The organism is Flavonifractor sp. An112, assembly GCF_002161085.1.
Taxonomy (GTDB): Bacteria; Bacillota; Clostridia; order Oscillospirales; family Oscillospiraceae; genus Flavonifractor; species Flavonifractor avicola.
Map to the genome: position 1 here is coordinate 106265 of NZ_NFLU01000010.1, position 21105 is coordinate 127369.

General features: G+C 53.7%; 16 protein-coding genes and 1 pseudogene. 2 read left to right on the forward strand and 15 right to left on the reverse strand.

Features of this window, described 5'->3' with window-relative positions; genetic code table 11:
* Positions 1–172: 172 nt before the first annotated feature.
* Positions 173–369 (forward strand): annotated as a pseudogene (locus B5E56_RS14910) (transposase); the annotation flags it as partial.
* Between the two features lie 335 nt (positions 370–704).
* Here B5E56_RS14910 and B5E56_RS10375 read toward each other — a convergent pair.
* The 12 genes from B5E56_RS10375 to B5E56_RS10425 all read right to left on the reverse strand — a co-directional run bounded on the left by B5E56_RS10375 (position 705) and on the right by B5E56_RS10425 (position 18871).
* On the reverse strand, positions 705–1514 hold the full coding sequence (locus tag B5E56_RS10375) for an ATP-binding protein (protein WP_204220834.1): 810 nt from the start codon (positions 1512–1514) through the stop codon (positions 705–707).
* Positions 1507–2388, reverse strand: a complete 882-nt coding sequence (locus B5E56_RS10380) for a Mu transposase domain-containing protein (protein ID WP_206404973.1) — start codon at positions 2386–2388, stop codon at positions 1507–1509. The genes B5E56_RS10375 and B5E56_RS10380 overlap by 8 nt, the downstream gene beginning before the upstream one ends.
* Positions 2289–2831: a hypothetical protein gene (locus tag B5E56_RS14740; protein WP_206404974.1), complete on the reverse strand. Its 543-nt coding sequence runs from the start codon at positions 2829–2831 to the stop codon at positions 2289–2291. Before B5E56_RS14740 ends, B5E56_RS10380 begins: the two co-directional genes overlap by 100 nt.
* A gap of 130 nt (positions 2832–2961) precedes the next feature.
* Positions 2962–4293: a MucBP domain-containing protein gene (locus B5E56_RS10385; RefSeq protein ID WP_087389746.1), complete on the reverse strand. Its 1332-nt coding sequence runs from the start codon at positions 4291–4293 to the stop codon at positions 2962–2964.
* 87 nt (positions 4294–4380) lie between these two features.
* On the reverse strand, positions 4381–5130 hold the full coding sequence (srtB, locus tag B5E56_RS10390; protein WP_087389749.1) for a class B sortase: 750 nt from the start codon (positions 5128–5130) through the stop codon (positions 4381–4383).
* Entirely contained in the window at positions 5130–6629 is a 1500-nt protein-coding gene (locus B5E56_RS14745) for a hypothetical protein (protein WP_087389753.1), read from the reverse strand. The genes srtB and B5E56_RS14745 overlap by 1 nt, the downstream gene beginning before the upstream one ends.
* Before the next feature lie 85 nt (positions 6630–6714).
* On the reverse strand, positions 6715–7809 hold the full coding sequence (locus tag B5E56_RS10400) for a BsaA family SipW-dependent biofilm matrix protein (protein WP_087389755.1): 1095 nt from the start codon (positions 7807–7809) through the stop codon (positions 6715–6717).
* An 87-nt stretch (positions 7810–7896) separates the two neighbouring features.
* Complete coding sequence (locus B5E56_RS10405; RefSeq protein WP_158098707.1) at positions 7897–8436, reverse strand: signal peptidase I; 540 nt, start codon at positions 8434–8436, stop codon at positions 7897–7899.
* Positions 8433–9308 (reverse strand): BsaA family SipW-dependent biofilm matrix protein, encoded by an 876-nt coding sequence (locus tag B5E56_RS10410; RefSeq protein WP_087389761.1) that lies wholly within the window; start codon positions 9306–9308, stop codon positions 8433–8435. Before B5E56_RS10410 ends, B5E56_RS10405 begins: the two co-directional genes overlap by 4 nt.
* Positions 9298–16851 (reverse strand): hypothetical protein, encoded by a 7554-nt coding sequence (locus B5E56_RS10415; protein ID WP_143383159.1) that lies wholly within the window; start codon positions 16849–16851, stop codon positions 9298–9300. Before B5E56_RS10415 ends, B5E56_RS10410 begins: the two co-directional genes overlap by 11 nt.
* A 307-nt stretch (positions 16852–17158) precedes the next feature.
* The gene (locus tag B5E56_RS10420; RefSeq protein ID WP_158098708.1) at positions 17159–17563 is read right to left on the reverse strand and encodes an RrF2 family transcriptional regulator; all 405 of its coding nucleotides are present in this window, start codon (positions 17561–17563) and stop codon (positions 17159–17161) included.
* Positions 17564–17962: 399 nt separating this feature from the next.
* Positions 17963–18871, reverse strand: coding sequence for a zinc-ribbon domain-containing protein (locus B5E56_RS10425; RefSeq protein WP_087389770.1), 909 nt, complete (start codon positions 18869–18871; stop codon positions 17963–17965).
* Between the two features lie 129 nt (positions 18872–19000).
* On the opposite strand from B5E56_RS10425, the gene B5E56_RS10430 reads away from it, so the two are divergent.
* Positions 19001–19300 carry a helix-turn-helix domain-containing protein gene (locus B5E56_RS10430; RefSeq protein ID WP_087389773.1) on the forward strand — a complete coding sequence of 100 codons (300 nt, stop codon included), beginning with the start codon at positions 19001–19003 and terminating at the stop codon, positions 19298–19300.
* A 14-nt stretch (positions 19301–19314) separates the two neighbouring features.
* On the opposite strand, the gene B5E56_RS10435 is transcribed toward B5E56_RS10430, so the two are convergent.
* The 3 genes from B5E56_RS10435 to B5E56_RS10445 all read right to left on the reverse strand — a co-directional run bounded on the left by B5E56_RS10435 (position 19315) and on the right by B5E56_RS10445 (position 21105).
* Positions 19315–19479 (reverse strand): helix-turn-helix domain-containing protein, encoded by a 165-nt coding sequence (locus B5E56_RS10435; protein ID WP_087188942.1) that lies wholly within the window; start codon positions 19477–19479, stop codon positions 19315–19317.
* The gene (locus tag B5E56_RS10440) at positions 19476–19727 is read right to left on the reverse strand and encodes a MerR family transcriptional regulator (RefSeq protein WP_087389776.1); all 252 of its coding nucleotides are present in this window, start codon (positions 19725–19727) and stop codon (positions 19476–19478) included. Before B5E56_RS10440 ends, B5E56_RS10435 begins: the two co-directional genes overlap by 4 nt.
* A gap of 211 nt (positions 19728–19938) precedes the next feature.
* Positions 19939–21105 (reverse strand): phage/plasmid replication domain-containing protein, encoded by a 1167-nt coding sequence (locus B5E56_RS10445; protein WP_087389779.1) that lies wholly within the window; start codon positions 21103–21105, stop codon positions 19939–19941.

The window sequence follows — 21105 nt, forward strand, 5'->3', positions numbered from 1 at the left end:
TGTCAAAGGTGCAGGCAGATAGGTTTGTATGAGATAATAGTGCTGGAAGGTAGCGGAACGTTCCGCTACGCTGCATATGGGTAATGTGAGAATTGATATCTATACGTCGAGCGGGAAGGAGCAGATGAAAGAATTGGTTGAGATGCTTAATCATCTGCGGGAGCAGTGGACCTATCTGGTACGCTATCTGAAGGATGGCAGACTGGAACTATCCAACAACCGTGCCGAGCACAGCATAAAACCCTTTGTGATGGGCCGGAAGAACTAGCTCTTTTCTCCGATACTTCTGCCGGCGCTGAGTCCGGCGCTGTGATCTGCAGTTTGATTAAAACTGCAAAAGAAAATGACCTGGATCCCTACTGCTACCTGCTTTGTCTTCTGCACAATGCGCCGGGCCTGAGCCGGAAGGATGAAGCCTGGGCGGAATCTTTCCTCCCGGTGAATGCGCCCCAGAAATGTAAAATTCCAAAACCATAATGAAAATGCAGACCGCCATCTCTTTGCCTGTGCGCTGAGATGGCGGCCTTTTTATACGCCGAAAGATTTTACGGTTACGACACATCTGTTTTTGATCGGCTCTTGTAGTCATATCTTTTGATTGTTAGGGTCGGGAGAAATTAACCATTTTGGGCCGGGAGAAAATCGCCAATCTCGGCCGGACGAAAATCGCCAATCAAGGGTAGCCAGCCCCCAGACAATATTGTTTACCCGGCCTGCTGCGGGTCAGCCGGTGAGCCAGTAGAAGTACGCAGGGCAACCGTCTCCAACTTCCTGCCCCGGAAGCTCTCTCCCTTAATGGTAAAGACCACAGCATCGTCAAAGATGCGGTCCAGGGCGCACAGAAGAGCATCGTTCTCACAGAAGTTCTCCTTCCACTGAGCAGGGTCACGGTTGCTGGTAAAGACCATGTTGGAGTAGCCCTCCTTCTGGTAGCGGCGGTCCACCATGTCAAAGAACAGCCGGGTATTCTCCTTGTCAAACTCACAGTGTCCCACCTCATCAATAATCAGGCAGGAAGGGCGGACAAGGTAGGACAGAAGGTTGCTCTCCCGGCCGGATCGGCGTGCGGAAGTCATGCGGTCCCGCAGCTCTGTCATCTTAATGAAGTAACTCCTAAATCCATGCTCACAGCAGGTACGCCCAAAAGCCTGGGCCAGATGGGTCTTGCCCGTACCAGGCCGTCCAATAAAGGCAATGTTTTTGTGAGCATAGAGGGCAGACAGCGTGGGGAGGCTGCGGAGCTTGTCAACATTCTTTCCGGTGACTCGGCTGAAATCAAAGTTGTCAAAGGTCTTGGGAACCTTCAGTGGGAGGCGGCTGGTGCGGAGCAGGAAATCCACTGTGGAACGCTCCCGCTTTTCCAGGAGATAGTCAAATACCTTCGCCACGGCAAGGGCTTCAGTATCGGTCATGTTGTGCTGCTGTACCAGCATTGCAAATTCCTGGGTGGAGAAACCATACTTCGTCAGCTCACGGGTGGCATGGGCCACCGCTTCAAACAGAGAGTCAGTCATCCTCGTCGTCCTCCTCCTCCTTGGTGAAGTTAAACTTCTCAAAGGAGAGGTCGGTGGAGGTCTGCGGGAGTTGCCTAATCACCGTTTTCACCGGCATGGAGGGAAACTCCTCCGGCTGCTCTGGGAACGCATACTGGTTAGCACAGAAGCTGTCCTGGTAAGCCCAGGTCACTTCATGGGTAGCGAGCAGGCGGGCCATATCTGCGGAGTAGATATAAAGGCAGGAGCCGTTTCGCATAACACGGACCGTCTTGCCGCCATAGGCGTAGGGGACTCCAAAGCGCCGCCCCTCGTAGTTCACAAACCCGTCAAAGGAAATCCTCCGCTCGGGGCAAAGGTAGAGCAACAATTCAGGGCTGTCGTTCAGTTTCGTAACCACAGAGCCACACCGCTCCCTGTGGATGTCCTGCGGAATACCCAATCCCCGGTGGAAGGTGGTGTTCTGCTCGTCACACCAGTCCAGCGCGGAGAGGTTCAGGTCAGTCACATTCCAGAAGGTCCTTCCAGCCAGGAAGTTGTCCTTCACGAAACGGACCAGGCGCTCCACTTTGCCCTTCGTAAAGGGGTGGCGAGGCTTGCAGAGTTTGGTCTGGAAACCCACAGTCCGCATGAACTGCTCATAGTCTTTCTGCCAGAGAGGATGTCCGTCCTGGTTCCGCCGGATAACCACGCTCTTCATGTTGTCCGTGAGGATATACTGAGGGACGCCCATGTACTGGAATCCGTGGAGCATACCAATGAACAGGTTTTCCTGCTTGGCGTTGGGGAAGAACTCTACATACCGCTCACCGCAGTGGTGGCAGACCATAGCAAAGCAGGCAACAGAGTATTCCTCTCCGGCAAAAGAGTGGACTTTGGTAAATCCCCAGTCCATCTGGAACGCCTCTCCGGGGCCGGTAGTGTAACGCCGCCCACGGTTCCCTTGCGGAGCAACCGCATAGCGAGCAGGCGGAATGAGATGTTGTGCGCCAGGATGTAGTTTTTAATCGTGGTCTGGCTGCCAATATATCCGTTTGCACGGAGCCTGCTGAGGCACACAGCGGAGTTTGTCACGCCGTTCTTCAGCAGACCGTCCAGGATGCCTGTATAGCTGCTCAGGAGCGTGGTGCTCGCCTTCCGGCCCTTTGCGGCGTGCTCAGTGTCCTCAAAGCCGTGTTCCTTCATCCGGCGCAGTCTGGCACGGGAAATCCCGGTACGGCGCTCCAGCTCTGCAAGGTTGATTTTCTCCAGCGAGAACTTGTCTCCCTGCTCGGCCATCATCTGCTCAATGGCCTTTGCCACAACCGGGGACATGGCTGCGAAATTGGGTTGTTTCATCTTGTCTCCTTTCACCGGGGGCTGGCTACGCCTCCAGTGTAAAGGAACTATTCAAATTGTAAATGGCTGTTTTCAGTTGACCAAAATTGGCGTTTTTCGCCTGACCCGGAATGGCGATTATCGCCTGACGCTAACAATAGAGATGATAGACATTGAGTTTTTGTGTCGTATAGTGAGGATATAATTCCAAATCCTTCCGTATATTAAAGCTGGTCGGCACGATTACTGCATATTCGCCCGTATTGTTACTCGTCCCATCCTTCAGATAAGCGAATTTGGTTTCGGTAGAAGCACCGGATGGTTTATGGCGATCATAATATGCTTGATATACGATGTATAGGAGATCAGTAGGCGTTCTGGAACCATATTTTCCTGTATAAGTCTTGTAAACAGTTTGATAATTGGACTCATATAATGTGATTGTCCACATCTCACGGTCATAATACAAATTCAGTACGGATTTTCCATCGCCGGATACGGTTACCTTTTCACAATGCGAATAGTCAAACCCGTAAAATTCGTCATCTTCCTCCTCATTGCTGCCATTTCCGTTTAGCTTGTCCTGCTCGTTGGCCGTAACTGTAGCTCCTGTGACGGCTTGCCGGATCTCCCCATTACTGTGCAGCGTATAGCCATAATGGCCGTCATCATCTGCTTCTGCATTTTCAAACCAGACAAGAACTGTATAATTTACCTCAGCCGGTTCCCATACGGCCGTTACATAGGTCAGTGTGGCGGGCATCTTGTTCAAATCCGCAGACAACGCTGCTGCGTTGTCATAAGTCTTGCCATTATATTCCCAGCCCTTAAATTGATATCCCTGGCGGGTCGGATCCTCAATATTTTTGATCTGCTCGGTGATATCCGTGCCGGGATCTTTGCTTATAGGCTCCACGTAGCTGCCTTGGGTGCGAAAAATAACATAAGGCGCATCCTTCAGCGTATAGGTCAGCGTCTTGGTGGCCTTGCCGTCAGCGGTGACCGTCAGCCACATTTCATCCGTGCTGTCCTTGTCATATCCAAAAAACTCTTTGTATTCCACCGGCACTTGTGTGCCTTCCGGCGCATAACCCGTTACCGTATCCAGGGTCACAGGTTCGTCCGTATCCGGGAGGTGGCCTTCGTAGATAACCGTATACAGAAAGGTTTCTTCCGCGTATGTGTAGTCGACCGATATTACGGTATCTTTTGTCAAGGTTCCGGAAATGGTCTCCTGACCGTCATTTACCAACTTAAAATTTTCAATTTCCGGTGATTTCACCTCGTATGTGCTTCCCACCACCTGCTGGGCAATGTAGGGCTCGTGGATCATGTTGCCGTTACCATTTTGCAGGTAATAATGAATGGTCAAAGTGGCCAGCTTCACCGGCTCGGAGCCGGCGGCCAGCACGGTCAGGTTAGTTGTGCATACAGACAGCAGCATGACCGTCGCCAGTAAAATCGATACGCCTCTTCGTTTCATCGGCTTTCCTCCTTATGCATATTGAGAAACAATATCACCCAGAGAAAGGCCAATACTTTTCAAATTTTTAATGTCCGGGGATTCATGTTATACATCACTTGTCTCATTCAGGATTCCCAGCAGTACAAACCGGGCGTTGTTGAACTCATAGCTACAGGTTGCCAGGGCAATTATTGTGTCCTCTGAGGATGGAACCACACTACTCTGAAACCAGGACTGCCGCTGTATTTCTGCTGCCCATATGGGCAGCTCTTCCGCGGACAGGCCGGTGTTCCACACCGCGTGCTCTACATGAGCCACAAATCCCGCAAAGAACACGATTTCATATTGTGCATGGGGTGTTTCCAGCACGCCTACAGGATGCTTGTCATAAAAGTCCTGGCTTTTATAGTCCATCAAGCTGGAAAACATAGTCCCGTTGAGCATATTGTGTCCATAAATGATGCTGTATGGATCAGAAAAATCAGGCGCGGCCTGGCAGTCCAGAAAAATGCTGCCCGACTTGTTCCATTCGCCAGTGACCAGATGATTGAGATAGTGCTGGTTGTCCTCCCCCTGTACCACAGGGTAGTCAATGCCGGTATTGGGCACCGTGATCCAGGCCAGCACATCGGGATTCACCGCCTGCAGCGCGGTGAAATCCCGTGTGGAGGTCCGCTGACCGGCTGCGGTCTCCTCCGGCTCCTGTCGGGGCACGGAGAGCTCTGCCAGCTGCGCATAGGTCTGCTCACCGGCCCGATACTCCAGCAGGATCTGCACCACCTGCCAGGCGGCCACACAGATGACCACCAGCAGCAGCACGCAGAGGAGTCCATAAATTCTCTTCTTAGCTTCCATTATGATTCCTTATCGCGCCGGAACTTATAGAGGATCAGGACCAACAAGAACACCGCTGCTCCAAGTATGCTCCCCCAGAGGATCAGTTTTCCATCGTCACCTGTCTTGGGCGGCTGATCAGGATCGGGGGATGTGTCAGGATCTGTGGGCGTCGGCGTTTCCACCGGCTCAGTGGGAATGGGGGTTTCCGTCGGAGCAGGTGATTCTACCGGTTCCGTTGGGATGGGGGATTCTGTGGGGACAGGGGATTCCACCGGCTCCGTAGGCGTGGGCGTCTGGTTGGGATGGACAGGAGTGGAAGGCTCGGGATCAACGCCGGGGCCGTCATCAGTGCTCTTAAAGGTAAGGGAGAACCCAAAATCCATGGCCCGCATATCGTAGCTGTTCGGTAACTGAACTTCTAGGGTAACATTTGGGAGAGTGAAGGATTCACCCGGCTGCAACACGATGTTCTTCAGTACACCTACTTGCTCCTGTACGGAATCCAACCGGTTGAGATAACTCCAGATCTCCAGATTATCCAGAGTCAGCTGGTCGGCGGAAGTAGGCAAGTTGATGCCCGTACCGTCAAAGGAGAAAAACAGGCCATAGGCATAGAGATAGCGGTAGCCCAGTGCGATGATCTCCGGATCAGTCTCCAGAATTTCATAGTCCTGCTCCACCCAACGCTCACCAGTAGGGCCGGTCACTCGGGTACCCCAGCCCAACACCCGGAAATCGTAATAATCCGGATTGCTTTGCAGCTCGCTGATGGTAATGGTACGGGGCTGTCGGATCTCCGACTGGCCCGTATAGCCGGAGGTGTTGGAACCCAGAATCTCGCACTGGTGGCTGGGGTGAAGACCAAACAGATTGGTTGCCTCACCGCAGTGGTGAGCGGGGTCGGTGCAGGTGTCCTTATAGTAATCCAGCAGATAGTCGGAATAGGAGTCATAACCCAGTTCCGCCAGCCGGTCCTCCAGATGGAGCACCTGCAAAACAGACACATCGGCGCTGTCTTCCATCCCGTAGACCGCCTTCAGGGGAGTGGTCACCGAGCGCAGCACCGTCATGGTGTAAGGGATCCGGTTACCGTCAAAACCCAACTGATCGGTAAGGGCTCCCTCCTGTTGGGGCGGTTGGGTACGGATGGTGTAGCCAGGGGTGGTGGGCAGACCGGGAGAGCGCACCGGAACATCCCGGTCAATGTCATTTTCCGTGGTAAAGGCGTAGTCCTCAAAGACATAGGTGCGGCTGGTGTTGTTCACAAAACGGATACCCACTTGGGCCGCCTGACCAGGCACGGTGAGCTGGGCCATCAGGCTGTTGGCCGCATCGTTACAGTTGATAGTCACCCGGTCGCCCGCATTGGGGGAAATGGTGTAGACGATGGTATTTTCAGCCGTGTCATAGGTACGGATATAGCCGCCCGACGCTGCCAGCACTGCGGTTGCGCCCCCTGCAACGAGGCTGAAACCCAGCACTGCCGCCAGCAGTCCGTGGAGTATTCTTTTTTTCATGCTTCAGCCTCCTTGCAGGGGGCGGATGCCGGTTGCCCGGCATCCGCCGCCGTTATGTAAGTTTAGTTGTCAGAAATAAGTAGGATTAACCGGCAGTGTAGTAGCCAGCGCCAGTTTCAACAATGTTATAGACCAGCTGACCGGCATCATTCTGGGTAACAGTTGCCACAGAGCTGCTATCGTCACCGTTAATTTCCGTCCAGGTAGCCTTGGCAGCCTCCCAGTCCAGCTGCACGGCCTGCATCTCAGGAGTGATGGTGTAGGTGGCGCCCTTCAGAGCATTGCCGGCAGACTCGCTGATGGTCACAGACTTCAGCAGAGGATCGGAGATGGACTCGCCCTTCAGCGCCTTGGTGTAGTAGAAGTAGCCGTCGCTCATCAGGACCCAGGTGGTATTCTCACTGACCTCACCGTTGGTAGAAACATTGGTGGCAAATTTCAGCGTAACAGCGCCATCGTGGAAGTCGCTGCCGTAGTAGGTATCAAAGGCAGTGTCGTGGCCACTTGCGCCGTGGGTGCCCTCGAGGGTGTAGGGGGTCTCATCGCTGTCGCTAGCAGCCTTCTGCTCATTGTAGAGATACTTCACGGTGAAGCTCTCGGGAGCCGCAGCAGAACCACTGCCAATATTAGGCGTCACAGTGACCAGATGATGATAGCCGCTGCCCTCAGAGGATTCATTGGTCACATAGGCCAGGTAGCTGTAGACAGTGTTGTCGCCGTTGGTAGTGGTCTTGCGTAGGACGGTGATACTGGACAGGTTATCATAAGAGGTGGTTGTAAAGTCTTGATAGCCGCCATTCGTACCCTTATAGGCATCAATCATAGCCTGGCTGATGGTAACCGCAACCTGTCCAGTAGTAGCAGAAGTACTGTCACTCTCCACAACCTTCAGCTTGTCGCCGTCCAAGGTCAGCAGGCTCAGAGCCTCCTCCAGCTTCACGCGGACCAGTACATCCACGTTTCCGCTGTTGGTAACGCCCACTTCCTTGGTGATGTCAGCGCCGGGGGTCAGGGGCACGTCAGGTTTGTCGAAGTCTTCGGTAATGGTCACGTCAAAGTTGTCCATGTTGAAGACGTTTTCCACTTTGTCGGTGGTGGTAAACCAGGCAAAGGTACCTGCCGCCACCAGAACAGCGGACATCGCGGTGGCCCCAAGGGCAATTTTCTTTTTGTTTTTCATACTGCATGCTTCCTTTCTCTCTATATGGATGGTATCTATTGCAGCACACCTCTGCTGTGTGCCAGCAACCGTATTGGGGCGGAGCTGTTATGACTCGGGGGCTTCCGCCTTCCCCTTTTCCCTCCTGTTCTTCCAATGGCCCACCCCGATCCAGGCGGCCATGGCCAGCACCACCACCGCAATGCTCACGATCAGGTGGTTCTGGATCAGGGAAATGACCCCGCCCAGCAGGGGCACGTGAAACACTACCACGCCGATGACCGCGTCACCGGGAAACATGGGGTCGGTCTGCTCCACCGCGTCACCTTTGGTCTCAATGAAGACCTGACCGTCCTTCATCAGGGTGTTTACCACCCGGTGGGTGACGGTGGTGCCCACCTCATCGGTGGGATAATAAGTAACGATATCCCCATTTTGCAGTTCCTCCGCCGGAACTGCTTTGACGATTACCAGATCGCCCTTGCCCAACACCGGCTCCATGCTGCTTGAGAGGATGTTATAAGCCCGAAAACCCAGGAAAGTCTTGTCCGGATTCTGGTTCAAAGCAAACATCAGGCTGCCCAACAGAAGTGCCACAATCAGCAGCACAAACACCACATCGCCAACGATCTTTCCTACTTTATTCACGGGGTGGTTCCTCCCCATGTGGTGCCCCAGCCGTCCGGCAGCTCACTGCCCCAGGCGTCCTGCCAGGCAAAGGCGTCGGCCTGCACCGTCTCGGCGTAGATGTAGATGTCCAGGTTGTACTTCTCATACTCCGGAGGCTCAAATATGATGCCGGTGGGCAGCTCAGCCGCCGCCTCCAGCTCCTCTTCTGTACGGATGGTTACCGCCCGGAACACCGGTTCGGTACGTCCGGTTACCTCCACGATCTGATTGTAGTACAGCCACTCGGAGGGGGTGCCGTCGGCATTCTTGCCCCGGTACCAGCCGCTGCTCTGCGTCCACATATCGGTGATTTCATTTGTAAATGCGTTGCTGTTGGTCTGATTGGGAAGCAGATTCAAACGGAGGGCAAAGTTCTTCTTCCCCTCTTCCAGCTGGCTGTCATTGCGGAGAATATCCAACAGCTGCTGGGCGGAGAAATTGGTACCCGCCGCCGGGATCTGGCTGTCTGCCGCAAAGTAGCGGACATAGTCCGGATTCGTTAGCGTTGGCAACTCACTGGTTGGATCTTTGGGGGTCCATACCTCCTGAATCTTTACCCGTACCACAAAGGCCGTTTCCCCGGTGTTGACAATCTGGGGGTCCTTGGGCAGTACATCCCCCGGCCGCACCGGGGTATCCGGGTCCTCCCAGGAAGGTTCCTCGATCTCAAAGTCCAAATTGGAGATATCCAGTTCATTGACCACCTGATCCTTGGCAGTAAAGTAGGCATAGGTTCCGCCGCAAATGGCGATCAGCAGACAGATCACCGCACCCGCTACAGCGGTAGAACGACGGGGCCACTTACTCCGCAGCAGCCTTTTCCCCTTGTGAGGGCTGTTTTTATGAAGCATCTTTGTTATCCTCCCCGTCCAGGTCTTCTTTCTTTACCGCCGCCGGTTCCACGGCAAGTGCCTGTTGTTTTCTCAGCGGGCTATCCTCCACCACTTCGTTCAGAATCTCACAGGGATTCTCAATCTCCTCAGGTACTTGGCTGTCGGTGGGAATGTGGTTGACGACAAACTTGCCGCTGGAGGCGGCATATCCGTCAGAAGTACCGTCCTCATCCGAGTCCACCTGCCCCGGCGCGGTCACGGTATTGACCACCGTGGCCTGCACACTGGTACCATCTGTCACCTCCACCGTAACATCCGGCGACGGGGTAACATTGCCCGGCAGCACGGAAGCTGCCACCTCTTTAATGGTGTATGTTCCGGCTGCGGGGTTGTCCAGCACCATACTCTCGCCGGGATGGAGCATAGCGCTTTCAATCAAATTGTCGCTGCTGTCGTAGATTTGAATGGTGTAGGCATAGTCCAGATCGCCGATGTTGGGGATGGCCCCGTCCTCGTATTGCAGCTGCTTGGTCACCGTCAGGGTATGGGTCACCGTCGGCACCATCAGGTCCGCCTCATTGGCGGCAACGTAGTAAGGCTCCGTCAGCTGGGAAATGGTCTTCTCCCCGCTGTGGCTGACCGGCGCAGTATCCGATGGCAGGTCCGTGTTGCCGCTGCGGGTCTGGAAGGTGCTTCTCACGACCTCGGACTTGCTGAGATCGCCTTCAAAATCAATCAGTTTCAGCAGCACATCAAGCTGCAGGTTGGTGAGCAATGCGGTATTTTCCTCTGTGCCCACATAGGGATTGATCCGATCAATGGCGCCCTTTACCGTATCGGCGTAGATCGTGTTGCCATCGGTGACCGTACTGCCGAAGTTCAGGCCCAGGAAAGCCCCAGCATAGCCCATGGTGGTATTAGCATCGGAAGTGGCACTGGAGCCGCCGCCGTACACATCGTAGCCGTCCCAGGTATCCACACCGGTCACGGTGGTGTTTTCAATCCTGGAGCGATTGGCCTTGATGAGGTCAAGCCCCACCGTCACGCCACCCAGCAGCTTTTCCAAAAGTCCCACATCCAGACTGAGCAGCATGGCGTCACTCATGGCACCCATAAAGCCGCCGGCAATCTCGTCGGACATGACCAGACGCAAATTGATCGCATCGCACTTCTTGATGCGGCACACATCGGAGTAGCCTACAAAGCCGCCGGCGATCTCATGATGACCGCCCTGGGCCAGCACGGAATAGCCATCCGTTGTGCCCGTCAGCTTGGAGTCCTGAATGTGGGAGCCGAACACGTCGCCCACACCCAGTCCTACATCCAGCAAATCGCCCAGAATACCAAGCTCACTGGTGGTTGCTACATCGTCGGCCTTAAGAATAGAGCTTTTGCCCATGCGGGCGACAAATCCGCCGGCGTAGTTTCTGCTGCTGACCAGCGAGAGGTCATTGGCCGTACAGTAACGGACGATACCCGCCTGGAGCAGACCGCCAAAGCCGCCGGCGCAGACTGCCTTATCCTTGCTCTCGTCCCAGTCGGCATTTTTCCAGTCGTAGGCGTTGGTGGTTTCCACCTGATAGCCGCCCTTAATGCCGGTAACACTGCTGTTATAGATGTAGCTCTTGGCCAGCTCAATGGCGGAAATATCGCCGATTGCAAGCAACTGAAGCAGATTGAAATTGTCGGCGCTGCCCGCTTCATCTTCTCCCGAAACGGTGAGCGTACTGGCCGCGTCGGCGTAGCCGAAGAAACCACCGGCGTAGTCGCCGCCCGTCACCGAGCGCAGGCCTGTGATGGTAATGTTGGTGCCGAGATCGCTTTCTCCTGCGGTACCGATTGGTCGCTCCTTGATACCTACCTGCGCGCCCTGCAGGAAGCCCGCAAAGCCGCCGGCACTTCTGCCACCGTTGCCGCTGACATAGAAACCCCAATCGTCCACCGCCGATACGTCGGCGTAATAGACGGTGGGCACGGTGGCGGAGAGCAGGTTGAGGAAATTGGTGGGGAGTTCTACCACCCCGCCCAACAGTCCCAAGCCGCCCAGAGAGGCCACCGATGCCGCTCCCATGTAGCCCACGAAGCCGCCGGCATCGCTAAGGTCGCCGGACGCGGTAACGCTGCGCAGGTTCTTGGTAAAGCAGCGGTCGGACACATCTTCGTAAGTCTTTACCAGTTGCACATCCGTCCGAGCCAAAGACTCCGTTGCCGGTGTGGCCGTATTATCTTCCTCTTTATTCCATGCGGGAGACGCCGGGCGGGTGGTATCCTCGCCCCAGATCTGGCCGCCCTTTACTGTACCGGCAAAGCCGCCGGCACTGCCGTCGTGGGCGGTGATCTCACTGCCGGAGTAGTAGCCATACACACCGCTGGTCTTGATGACCGGCACGATGGCGTTGACCACGTCCAGCAGGTTTGCTCCAAGTGCTTCTACACCACTAAGCAACCCGCCCAGCAGGGAGGATTCCAGATCCGCCTGGGCCACGCCGCCGGTGAGCATAGCGCCCACAAAGCCGCCCGCCTGCTGGATGGCCTCCGCCGAAATCAGGTCGTAAGCAATGCTGTCCTCGATGACACCGGTGGTCATGACGCCGCAGTAGCCGCCGGAAGCCTCCGTTCCCTCGTGGCCCACGGTGTAGCCGTAATACTTGGAGAAGTCAGCCTTGTTGTCGGTGTTTTTCGCGTTAAAATAGTCCATCTGAGCCTCGGTCACGTTCCGCAGCGGACCGGTGATGCCGGTATTCCGCTGAGTAGGCACCACCACCTGGCCCACAGAGAGCAGGTTGCTCAAATTAAGCAAGCCGTCCAACAGATTGATATTTCCCAAAGACGCCAGATCCGCCGCTTTGGTGTAGCCGCTGTAACCGCCGGCGTACAGGCTGGCGTCCACCTTCAGGATCTGGAGGATATCGCAGGTCTGACCCGTTCCGTAGACCTCCGTCTCATGGCCTGCGGCATTGCCCGACCAATCGGCGGTTTTAGTGTCACGATCTGGCACAATGGCGGTGTGTTTGGTTACCTGTGTCCAGGTACCGTCCACCAACTGCCAGGTAGTGATGGCATCATCATAGTTGCCCCAGATCTGGCCGCCGGCGTTGAGCCCCACATAGCCGCCCGCCACACCGATCTTGGTGGTGGTTTGGGTGGTATCTGCGTAGTCCGTGCCGTAGGCCAGCACGGTGCCGCCGCAGGGGACACACTTGGCGTAGCTGTTTTTCACGCTGGGCACCATGGTCTGGAGGGCGGACAACAGACCGTCCTCAATTTTAATAATGCTATCCAGAATGCCAGTGTCCTCCGCCGCTTTCGCCACATCGCCGGGCACCATGCGGCCAATGAAGCCGCCGGCGTACTCCTCGCCCCGGACAAGGTCGATGTGGTTGGCGTAGCAGCCCTCAATGTGGCTGCCTTCAAAGTTTCCAATGAAGCCGCCCGCCATGCCCTCATCGTTCCAGCTGTTACCGCTCAACATCTTGGTCACCCGGTCAAAGGCGGTGACGGTGTAGCCGCCGGAGGTGCCCTGACAATGGCTGGCCTTGATGATGGACACGGCGCAGTCCAGCAGTGCCGCGATGCCGGTCACACCAGCCAGTTTTCCCAGAATTCCGGCGTTACCCAGCTGTGCCACCGAGCCGATGGTCACATAGCCGCCGAAGCCTCCGGCGTAGGAGGTGGCATCTACAGACTGAAGATTTTCATTGGCACAGTCTTCGATCTGTACTGCTGTGCCATAGCCCAGAAAGCCACCGGCGCTGCCGCAGGAAGCGTCGATCTCACCGGCACGATTCTGGGCATCCATCCGCTCGCCGGGCGTATCGGCCACGCCCTCGGGCACTGCCTCTACGGTGTAGGCCAAATCGCTGCCCGTATTGACAGTACAGCCGGTAAAGCGGTTGGGGAAGGTATCCAGCAGGGAGAGCACACCGCTCAGCCCCAGCAGGGAACTGACATCAATCTCGCCAAAGGTCTTATCCAACACCCCGGCAATGGAGCCGGTATCCGCCACGGCACAGAATCCGCCGGCATAGCCGTCAGCCTGCACCGAAGCCAGTCTGAAAATCTGGCAGTTGGTAAACTTGCTGTTGATACTCCAAGCCACAAAGCCGCCTGCGGCCGCATTTTTATTGCTGTTCCGGGCCGTCACAGTAAAGCCGTCAGCAATGCCGCTGACAGAGGAATCGTTGACGAAGGTATGTACCGCATTGATGACGGTAAGCAGGTTGCTCACCGAGATCAGACCCAGCAACTTCAGCCCGCTGCCATCCTGACCAGCTACGGTACCAGGGATGATCTGACCGCCGAAGCCGCCGGCATAGGACGCCGCCTGCACCGAAGCCAAGTTGTACACATCCACATTGACCACATCGCCGCCCATGGCATATCCCACGGCGCCGCCGGCATGATCTCCGGTGGCGGTGACGGTATAGCCGCTTTCCGTGTTCTTGTTCAGCTGCACATTGTTCAGCTCAAAGCGTTCGTACTGCACTACCGTCAAGTTGCTCAGCAGGTCGGTGGCGCTGCACAGCTTGGCCTGTCCGACCACACCGCCCACATAGTCTGCACCGCTGACCGAACCAAGGCCCTCAATATAGGTGGTGACGATGGTACCGTTCCCGGTGTCCACCATGCTGTCCTCCACGGACACCTGGAGAGCATCCACAGAGAGGTTTTCCGTATTGACATTGCTAAACTCGGTATATGTTCCATCGGTATTCCGGGTGTAGTAGGTGCCATTGTCACCCCGGTAAAGGGTCACCTGCATAGCTGCACTTTTCCCATTTTCCTCACCCATATAGTGATAGGTGAACTGAACATAGCCCTCAGCACTGGTGCGCTGCTGGTAGACAGGGAACACCACGCCATTGCTGTACCCAGGCAGGTCCTTGACATCACCAATAGGCTTACCGTCTGCATCGGTCACAGCATTCCAATTTTCGTCCCGGAAGGTGGACATCAATGCGGGCGTATACGTGTTGTTATTACCCGGACTCATGTATACCGTATCATACAGGTTGTAGATTTTGTCGTTATTATCCGAGGTAACAGTTGTAACGGTGACGGTTTTGCCATGGACATCTTCATAAATCACATTGCCCTTATTGTCCAGCCGGGCATAGATGGCTCCGGTGGGCACGCCGTCCTCGTCTGTCACCGCGGAAGCATTTACAAACAGCAAGTTGCCATCTGCATCGGTGGCCTGTACCCGGTCGTACCGCTCCTCCACCTGCTGCTCCAGCACCTGACCGCCGTGGAGATAGCCCACAAAGCCACCCACACGATTGCCACTGGTGGAGCTGACTGCAAAGCTGTCACCACGCACCTCACAGCCCACCAGCTGGGACGCATTGAGGCCAATGAGGCTCAAAATACCAGCGTTCAGGTTTACACCCAGCAGGGTATCCAACAAAGTAGTCAGGTTATCGCCCAGGCCCACTTCAATGGTGCCATCTTCGCTGCTTTTCAGATTCAGCTCGATGTTCAGCAGTTCCGCCAGCAGATTCATGGCCTCCGCCATATCGCCAACACCAGCATAGCCTGCGAAACCACCCACATAGCTGCCCTCGGCAGATACCCTTTTCAGGCCGGTAACGCCGCAGGCTTCTCCGGTCGTACCGTCATAGATCACATCACTGGCCATGATCCCGCCGGCAAAGCCGCCGGCATAGGCCAGGGCGTTCTCCGTACCACTGTCCATATCAGTCGCCGTGGAAGTTACAATAAGATTGCTTCCGGAAACCGTACAGTTGGTCACCTCGCTGCTCATGGGGAAGTTCACCAGGTTGACACCAAGGCCCTGGAGCAGACCCAGCAAATACGCATTAGCGATTCGCCCGGCAAAGCCGCCCACGTTGGCGTTGGCAGTGACACCGGAGAGGTTGCTCACCGAGCAGCCCGTCAGTTGGGTACCCTGGACTTTTCCGGCAAAGCCGCCGGCATAGTCACCCTGTGCAGTCACTGCTCCGCTATCCGCCATGGTCACAGAACAGTTTTCGAATACCGCAGGCTTATATTGGGTGGGCACCAGATTGCGCAAGCCCAGCTTACTGATGAGCCCGCCTACCAGGTCATCCGTGGGCAGCAAAAAGTCCAGCGTACCGTCCAGAACGCCACCCAGTCCGCTCAGAGTTTTATCCAAGCCACTGGTGGTACCGTGGAGCAGATATTCCGTGGCGCCTACGGTCTTACCCACGAAGCCGCCCACCTGCTCCTGGCCGGAAATGGTTTTCAGTTCCTCTACATGGCAGTTGCTGATGGTCACATCACCGGCTACCTGTCCGGCAAAACCACCCACAGGCATGGGGTTATCCACAGTTGTGCCATTGGCATCTGTGGTCTGGTACAGGCCGTCTGTCTCTATGCTCACATTTTGAAGGGTAATTCCTTCAATGGTAACGGAATCCACACTTAGGGTCGCAATATTGTCCCATCCGGCAATGATTCCAATCACATCTGTAACCAGACCGCCCAGCGTTTTAAGCAGTCCACCTACCAGGCCCAAAAGGCCGTCCACCAGGTTACCCACAATATCCCACCAGGGGCGGTCACTCTTCTCCGGCTCCACATCCGCTGCGGAGGACGGGGAGTAAATCGCGCCAAAGAAACCTACCCCCCGCTGGGAACTTCCGCGGTCATTGTCGATTTCCGCAGTTGATGTGTCCCCATCCTCTACCACGGTGATATTGGATATCACAGGGTTTCGATGGCTACCATCGGTCAGGGTCACATCACCACGAATGATCTTTCCTGTGTAGTCCCAAGGGGTCCAGTTAACACCAATGAGATCAATATCATTGGCAATCAAGTAGTTGGCGTCCTTTGTGTATTCGTATCCCGTGCCACCAACGATATATGTATAGGTCAATGTATTGTCATCAACTCTAACTTCCCCGGCCTCTGGAAATTCTGTTGTTACTCCGATCTCATCCACCGACTTCGCCACAAAGTCTCCGCCAGAAACAGATACGACCTTGGGATTTGTCCATTCATAATCATCTGGTGTGAGCAGTCCACCCGCCTCTACTTTTTCACGCTGAAAAGAAACCGTGCCCCAACCGCCAACCACCTTTCTCCCAGTGCCAATAGCCTGGAGCTGAGCGGCATTTGTTATGACAATGTAAGTCTCTCCTTCATAGGTGAAGATCGGGTTAAATACGCCATCATCTGCTTTAATGGTATAGCTATAAGATGCCTGATCTGTCAGAAGTCCAGTCCACTCTGTTGTGCTACCGCTTATCGTACTCGTATCCATATAGGCGCTCAGATCCACACTTGAAGCCGCAGCCTCCTGCAACACTGGAAGCTCCTGTGGGGCCGAATCCACGGCAGCGTCCATAGAATCCTCGGCCACAGGCGAGGATTCCTCCGGTAGTATGCTGTCCTCCGCTGGGACTTCACCCACTGGGACATTTTCCCCGGTCTCTTCCAGAAATTCACCAAGGGTGGACTCCTCCGCGGGCTGTATTTCTCCCAGCTCTGCAGCAGCCGCCGGCAGCATCATCTGACCCAGCAGACAGACGGTAAGTAAGCAGGAGAGTACCCGCATCGTCACTCTATATCTCATTTCATTCCTCCTACTTTTTCAACGTTCGATCTGCCGCTTTCTAAGGCAAGACCAGCAGTTCCATGTCTGTATTCAGCCATTTCTTACGTCTGAGAATCAGACTTACTGCTAACAAAGTTCTTTCAGCAGCACTGCTGGTCAACACCTGATACCTCTGGTCCCACTTTGTTAAACTCCGCAATTTCCATTACATCCTCTTAAAATTTTTAGCAAATTAGTCTAAAAATTCCGCCACTCTGCCGCCACAAGTTTTCCTTAGTCACCTACATTGCTGCAATCCAACACAGGAAGTTCAACCGGTCTGCTTCTACATGAGCAATTGCTTTATGGTCGCTTGTTTAAGCCCTTCTTTTAGCATCGCATTTAATCCTGTGTATACTTTTCGTACAGGACATATATCTGTAGAATGTCGTGAGCAAAATGCTTCATTTTCCAAGCACCCATTAATTTCCAGCGTCTGCTCCGTTAATGACAAAATATCATAAAGCGAGGTTTGATCGGCTGCTTTCATCAGTGTGTAACCACCGCCATTTCCTTTGACTGCTCGCACAATACCAGCATTTTTCAATTGCTTTGTAACTTTATGCAAATAGGTAGCCGGAACCTTCATATTTTCTTCAATTTCCCCAGCCGTACAACAACGCTCAGCATGGAGTGCAAGATAAAGGACGGTCCTGATAGCGTAGTCGCTGGTCGTGCTGAACTGCATCATATTCCCCTTTTCTACCCCGTTAGTCTTTCTAGACACCCGGCAGCAGTTAGAATCTAACCTTACCGCCATGGTTTAATTTAAATGTACTATCAAAGGAAAGCATACATAGGAAAATTATAACACTTAAGGAAAGCATACGCAAGTTATTTTTACAATTTGAGAAGTCAACATTTTTACAATTTGAGAAGTCAACTATAGGCCGAAAAGGTTTCCATTTTTCGGCTTTATATTTTCATGTCTATTTTTTTATGCAGTGAAATCTGTTATAGATGCTTTACCTTTGCCACAACCCAAATAAATATTGTTATTTTTTCATTCCAAGGTAAGGTACTGAAGATAACCTTGCCGTAAGACCCACAGAACTTGGAACAGGATAACAGTTTATTGCAATCTCTTTTCTCAACCGGCATTTTCATACATGAGCTCCAGGAATAACATGACATCAAACACGTCACTTGATGTCTGCTGACTATCCAGCAGGTCGATTCGATTTAAGGAATATTCAAAGGTTCCATCATTCTGGTCCTCATAATAGAAGCGAATACGAACATCCTCTCCCATAATGGGCATATAGCCTTCCACATAGACGTTGGAGGCGTCCTCATCAATGGATTCTGAGGTCCAGGTGGGGCTGCGCAAGTTGTCGTCCATCAATTCTTTCATGGTCTGAGGACCATATTCGTCCAGCGTGACATTTTGAATCTGATAGATCGGACCGCCAACCGCCGCATCCCATCCATAACGAAGAATGCCTGCCCCACCGTTGGCCAGAAAGATCACAAACCCGATCAAAAGCGCGATCTCTGCCAGCATACCGATCTTTTTCCGGTTCATGGTACCGGCATTGCAGCCAGCCTCTTCGTTGCCGGCATCCTGAACGGTATAGGGCTGTCCCGGATTCTCGATATGCGTGCCGCAGATGGGGCAGAAAGCCTGCCCGCGTTCCATACGATGATTGCAGGTGGGACAGGGCATATATTTCCGCCTCTGGCGGAGTTTGCGGTTATAGCCTAGATTGATCATGCCAATCAGGCCCAGAATTGTCCCCATAACAGTCCAGCCATGGCCCCAAAAGAACCCCAGAATGATCAGGATTCCGCCCAGAACGGCATAGACATAGTTGGTAAACTGGTTGATCTTTACTGCTGCAACTTCAAAATAGTAGTTATGCCACAACCGGTAAAAAAATCCCTTCTCCTGCGAGCGGGTTTTGCCGGCCGGCTCTGGATTCACAGGTGCGCCGCAGGATGTACAGAATTGATCAGTGGGACCCAGCGGTGCCCCGCACGTTGTGCAAAAGCGCTCCATAACTTCCCTCCTATAGGTATCTCAAATGAGATGCAGTATATATTTAAAAGAATATCATATATAACTATAGATGTAAATAATCCCAAAAGATTTTGCTAAAGTTATAGTAAAACAGATGGGAGCATCGATATGGAGATAGGACGACGCATTGCTGAATTGCGAGAAACCGCCGGCTGGACCACCAACCGCCTAGCCAATCTGTGCGGGTTATCCCAGAGTTTCCTGCGCTCGGTGGAATTGGGGGAGAAGGGGATCTCGGTGGAAAACCTTCAGTTGATCTGTGACACCCTGCACATCTCTCTGCGGGACTTCTTTGATATTCGGTCCGACCAGGATAGAGAGCAGGACCGGCTGCTGCGCCAGATCACCAAACTCACAGAGGAACAAAAACTGGCGCTGATTGGTTTCTTAGAAACGATGGTTAAATAAAATGGGGGTTCCCGTCAGTACGGGAACCCCAGATAATCCAGCAGGGCATTTCTGCTGATCCTCCACTCCCGGCCGACCTTGACGGCCGGGAGTTCTCCATTCTGGATCATCCTGCGGATCTGCTGGCGGCTGGTTTTGAGCAATGCTGCCGCCTCCTTTACAGTTAGGATCTCGCTCATGCCCAGGGATCCTGTTGGAAGCTGCTATTGCTTTTAGGCTGGTAGCCCCGCTGCTCTTTGTAGATGGCATTATGCAGTTTCCGCACGTCAGCCTTGAGGAATCCCCAGTTGCCGAACTGGTCCTCCACCGGGCCGATGGCATACTTGTCGGCGTATTGTCTCAGCTCCGCCTTGTCCATCTCGAAGAGACGGCACAACTCCGGGATGGTGTAGAACTCCTTCATGTCACGATAGGGAATATACTTCATGTGAGATACCTCCTGTTAAAGTGATTTGAAAACGGCCTAGTCTGTGTCAGGTGTCTGAACGTAAATCACCGTTTCTTATACGAATGTTAGTGATCTCATCTTATTTCAAACGGTTTCCGGACCTTTTTTGATCGTTTCCAGATAAAATCTGCGGGGATTTTATGGACCTCACGAGACTGGCCCCATAAAATCCCCGCAGGGACAGAACGGGTCATATCCGAAGCTGCATGACAGTTCGTATAACCCGTTCTGTCCCTGTCAGTGCAGTGCTGCCCTGACATACTTTTTTCCGGAAACGATCATGTGCCAACTCCTGTTCTATGACAGCCCGCAGGCAGGGGATTCCCTGCTGTTCTCTGCTGGTCAGGGTCACAGGATTGACCTGGAGCTTATCAAACTGTTTCATCAGAGCATGAAATTTTCGGATATCAACAACACTATAGGTTTCTTTCCACTTCTGAGCTGCGGTGTCCAGTCCGGCGCCGCGGCTCGTCTTTTTCAGCAGAAACAGCATCTGTTCTTTGATCGCCGAATCCAGCTTACTTTGTTGGATCTTTCGTTCTGCCTCCGGATAGGGCAAGTGCATACCGCAAGCAGGAAACAGCTTGTCCAGAAATTCGCTGATGACGGTGCAGACGTTGTCATATCCCATCTTAAGCATGGCAAGCAGATCATCCTTCCGCTTTAAGCCCAGCTTTTCCAGAAAGGCCTCCCGTCTCATGCTGACTTCCAGCCGGAGGATTCTCTCCTTCCTGTACTTCTTGGGACAGCGGTCATTCTGCTCCAGTTCGTAGATCTTGTCGTAGACCTTGAAGGAGATCTCTTTGGTAGCAAGTTCAAAGAAATAGTCCTGTTTTCCCTCTAATTCACGGCGCTTATAGTGCCGCGGTAGCATGGATTTGCGAAATATGCGGATCAACGAAGAGAGATCCGTATCCTTGCTGAACCATAAATCTACGGTCAGGTCCATACGGCTGAGACTGAGCTCATCAGGGGCCAGGATAGGCATTTTATGATCGCTCAGATGAATTTCCTCGAACATATCGGCAAGGTGTGACTGCATCTCAACCACATTTTCCTTGGTGTGCTGGTACAGCTCCAGCGGCTGATAGGCTCCCGCCAGAAGGGTAGACGGATTGACTGCAAAGGAGATACCGTTGGACTTATTATGGCTTTGGTGCAGGCGCATACGGATGCCCCGAGCCACCAGATAGGTGCTCTTCAAATGCCGGTCAATGGAGTAGGCATCGGAATAGATCTGTTGGATGGATCTCTGGTCCACCAGGTGATCGATGGTCTTTTCGATCTGGTGATACTTGAGCTTTCCGGCATACAGTTCGATGGTATGAATGCCCAGACGGACTTGTTTCAGCTTCAT

Bases quoted from the DNA above. Each gene is read 5' to 3' on its own strand.
- B5E56_RS10385 (WP_087389746.1), bottom strand. From the start codon at position 4,293: ATGAAACGAAGAGGCGTATCGATTTTACTGGCGACGGTCATGCTGCTG.
- B5E56_RS10435 (WP_087188942.1), bottom strand. From the start codon at position 19,479: ATGAGCGAGATCCTAACTGTAAAGGAGGCGGCAGCATTGCTCAAAACC.
- B5E56_RS10410 (WP_087389761.1), bottom strand. From the start codon at position 9,308: ATGCTTCATAAAAACAGCCCTCACAAGGGGAAAAGGCTGCTGCGGAGT.
- B5E56_RS14745 (WP_087389753.1), bottom strand. From the start codon at position 6,629: ATGAAAAAAAGAATACTCCACGGACTGCTGGCGGCAGTGCTGGGTTTC.
- B5E56_RS10440 (WP_087389776.1), bottom strand. From the start codon at position 19,727: ATGAAGTATATTCCCTATCGTGACATGAAGGAGTTCTACACCATCCCG.
- B5E56_RS10420 (WP_158098708.1), bottom strand. From the start codon at position 17,563: ATGATGCAGTTCAGCACGACCAGCGACTACGCTATCAGGACCGTCCTT.
- B5E56_RS10430 (WP_087389773.1), top strand. From the start codon at position 19,001: ATGGAGATAGGACGACGCATTGCTGAATTGCGAGAAACCGCCGGCTGG.
- B5E56_RS10380 (WP_206404973.1), bottom strand. From the start codon at position 2,388: ATGGACTGGGGATTTACCAAAGTCCACTCTTTTGCCGGAGAGGAATAC.
- B5E56_RS10375 (WP_204220834.1), bottom strand. From the start codon at position 1,514: ATGACTGACTCTCTGTTTGAAGCGGTGGCCCATGCCACCCGTGAGCTG.
- B5E56_RS14740 (WP_206404974.1), bottom strand. From the start codon at position 2,831: ATGAAACAACCCAATTTCGCAGCCATGTCCCCGGTTGTGGCAAAGGCC.
- B5E56_RS10445 (WP_087389779.1), bottom strand. From the start codon at position 21,105: ATGAAGCTGAAACAAGTCCGTCTGGGCATTCATACCATCGAACTGTAT.
- B5E56_RS10415 (WP_143383159.1), bottom strand. From the start codon at position 16,851: ATGAGATATAGAGTGACGATGCGGGTACTCTCCTGCTTACTTACCGTC.
- B5E56_RS10400 (WP_087389755.1), bottom strand. From the start codon at position 7,809: ATGAAAAACAAAAAGAAAATTGCCCTTGGGGCCACCGCGATGTCCGCT.
- srtB (WP_087389749.1), bottom strand. From the start codon at position 5,130: ATGGAAGCTAAGAAGAGAATTTATGGACTCCTCTGCGTGCTGCTGCTG.
- B5E56_RS10425 (WP_087389770.1), bottom strand. From the start codon at position 18,871: ATGGAGCGCTTTTGCACAACGTGCGGGGCACCGCTGGGTCCCACTGAT.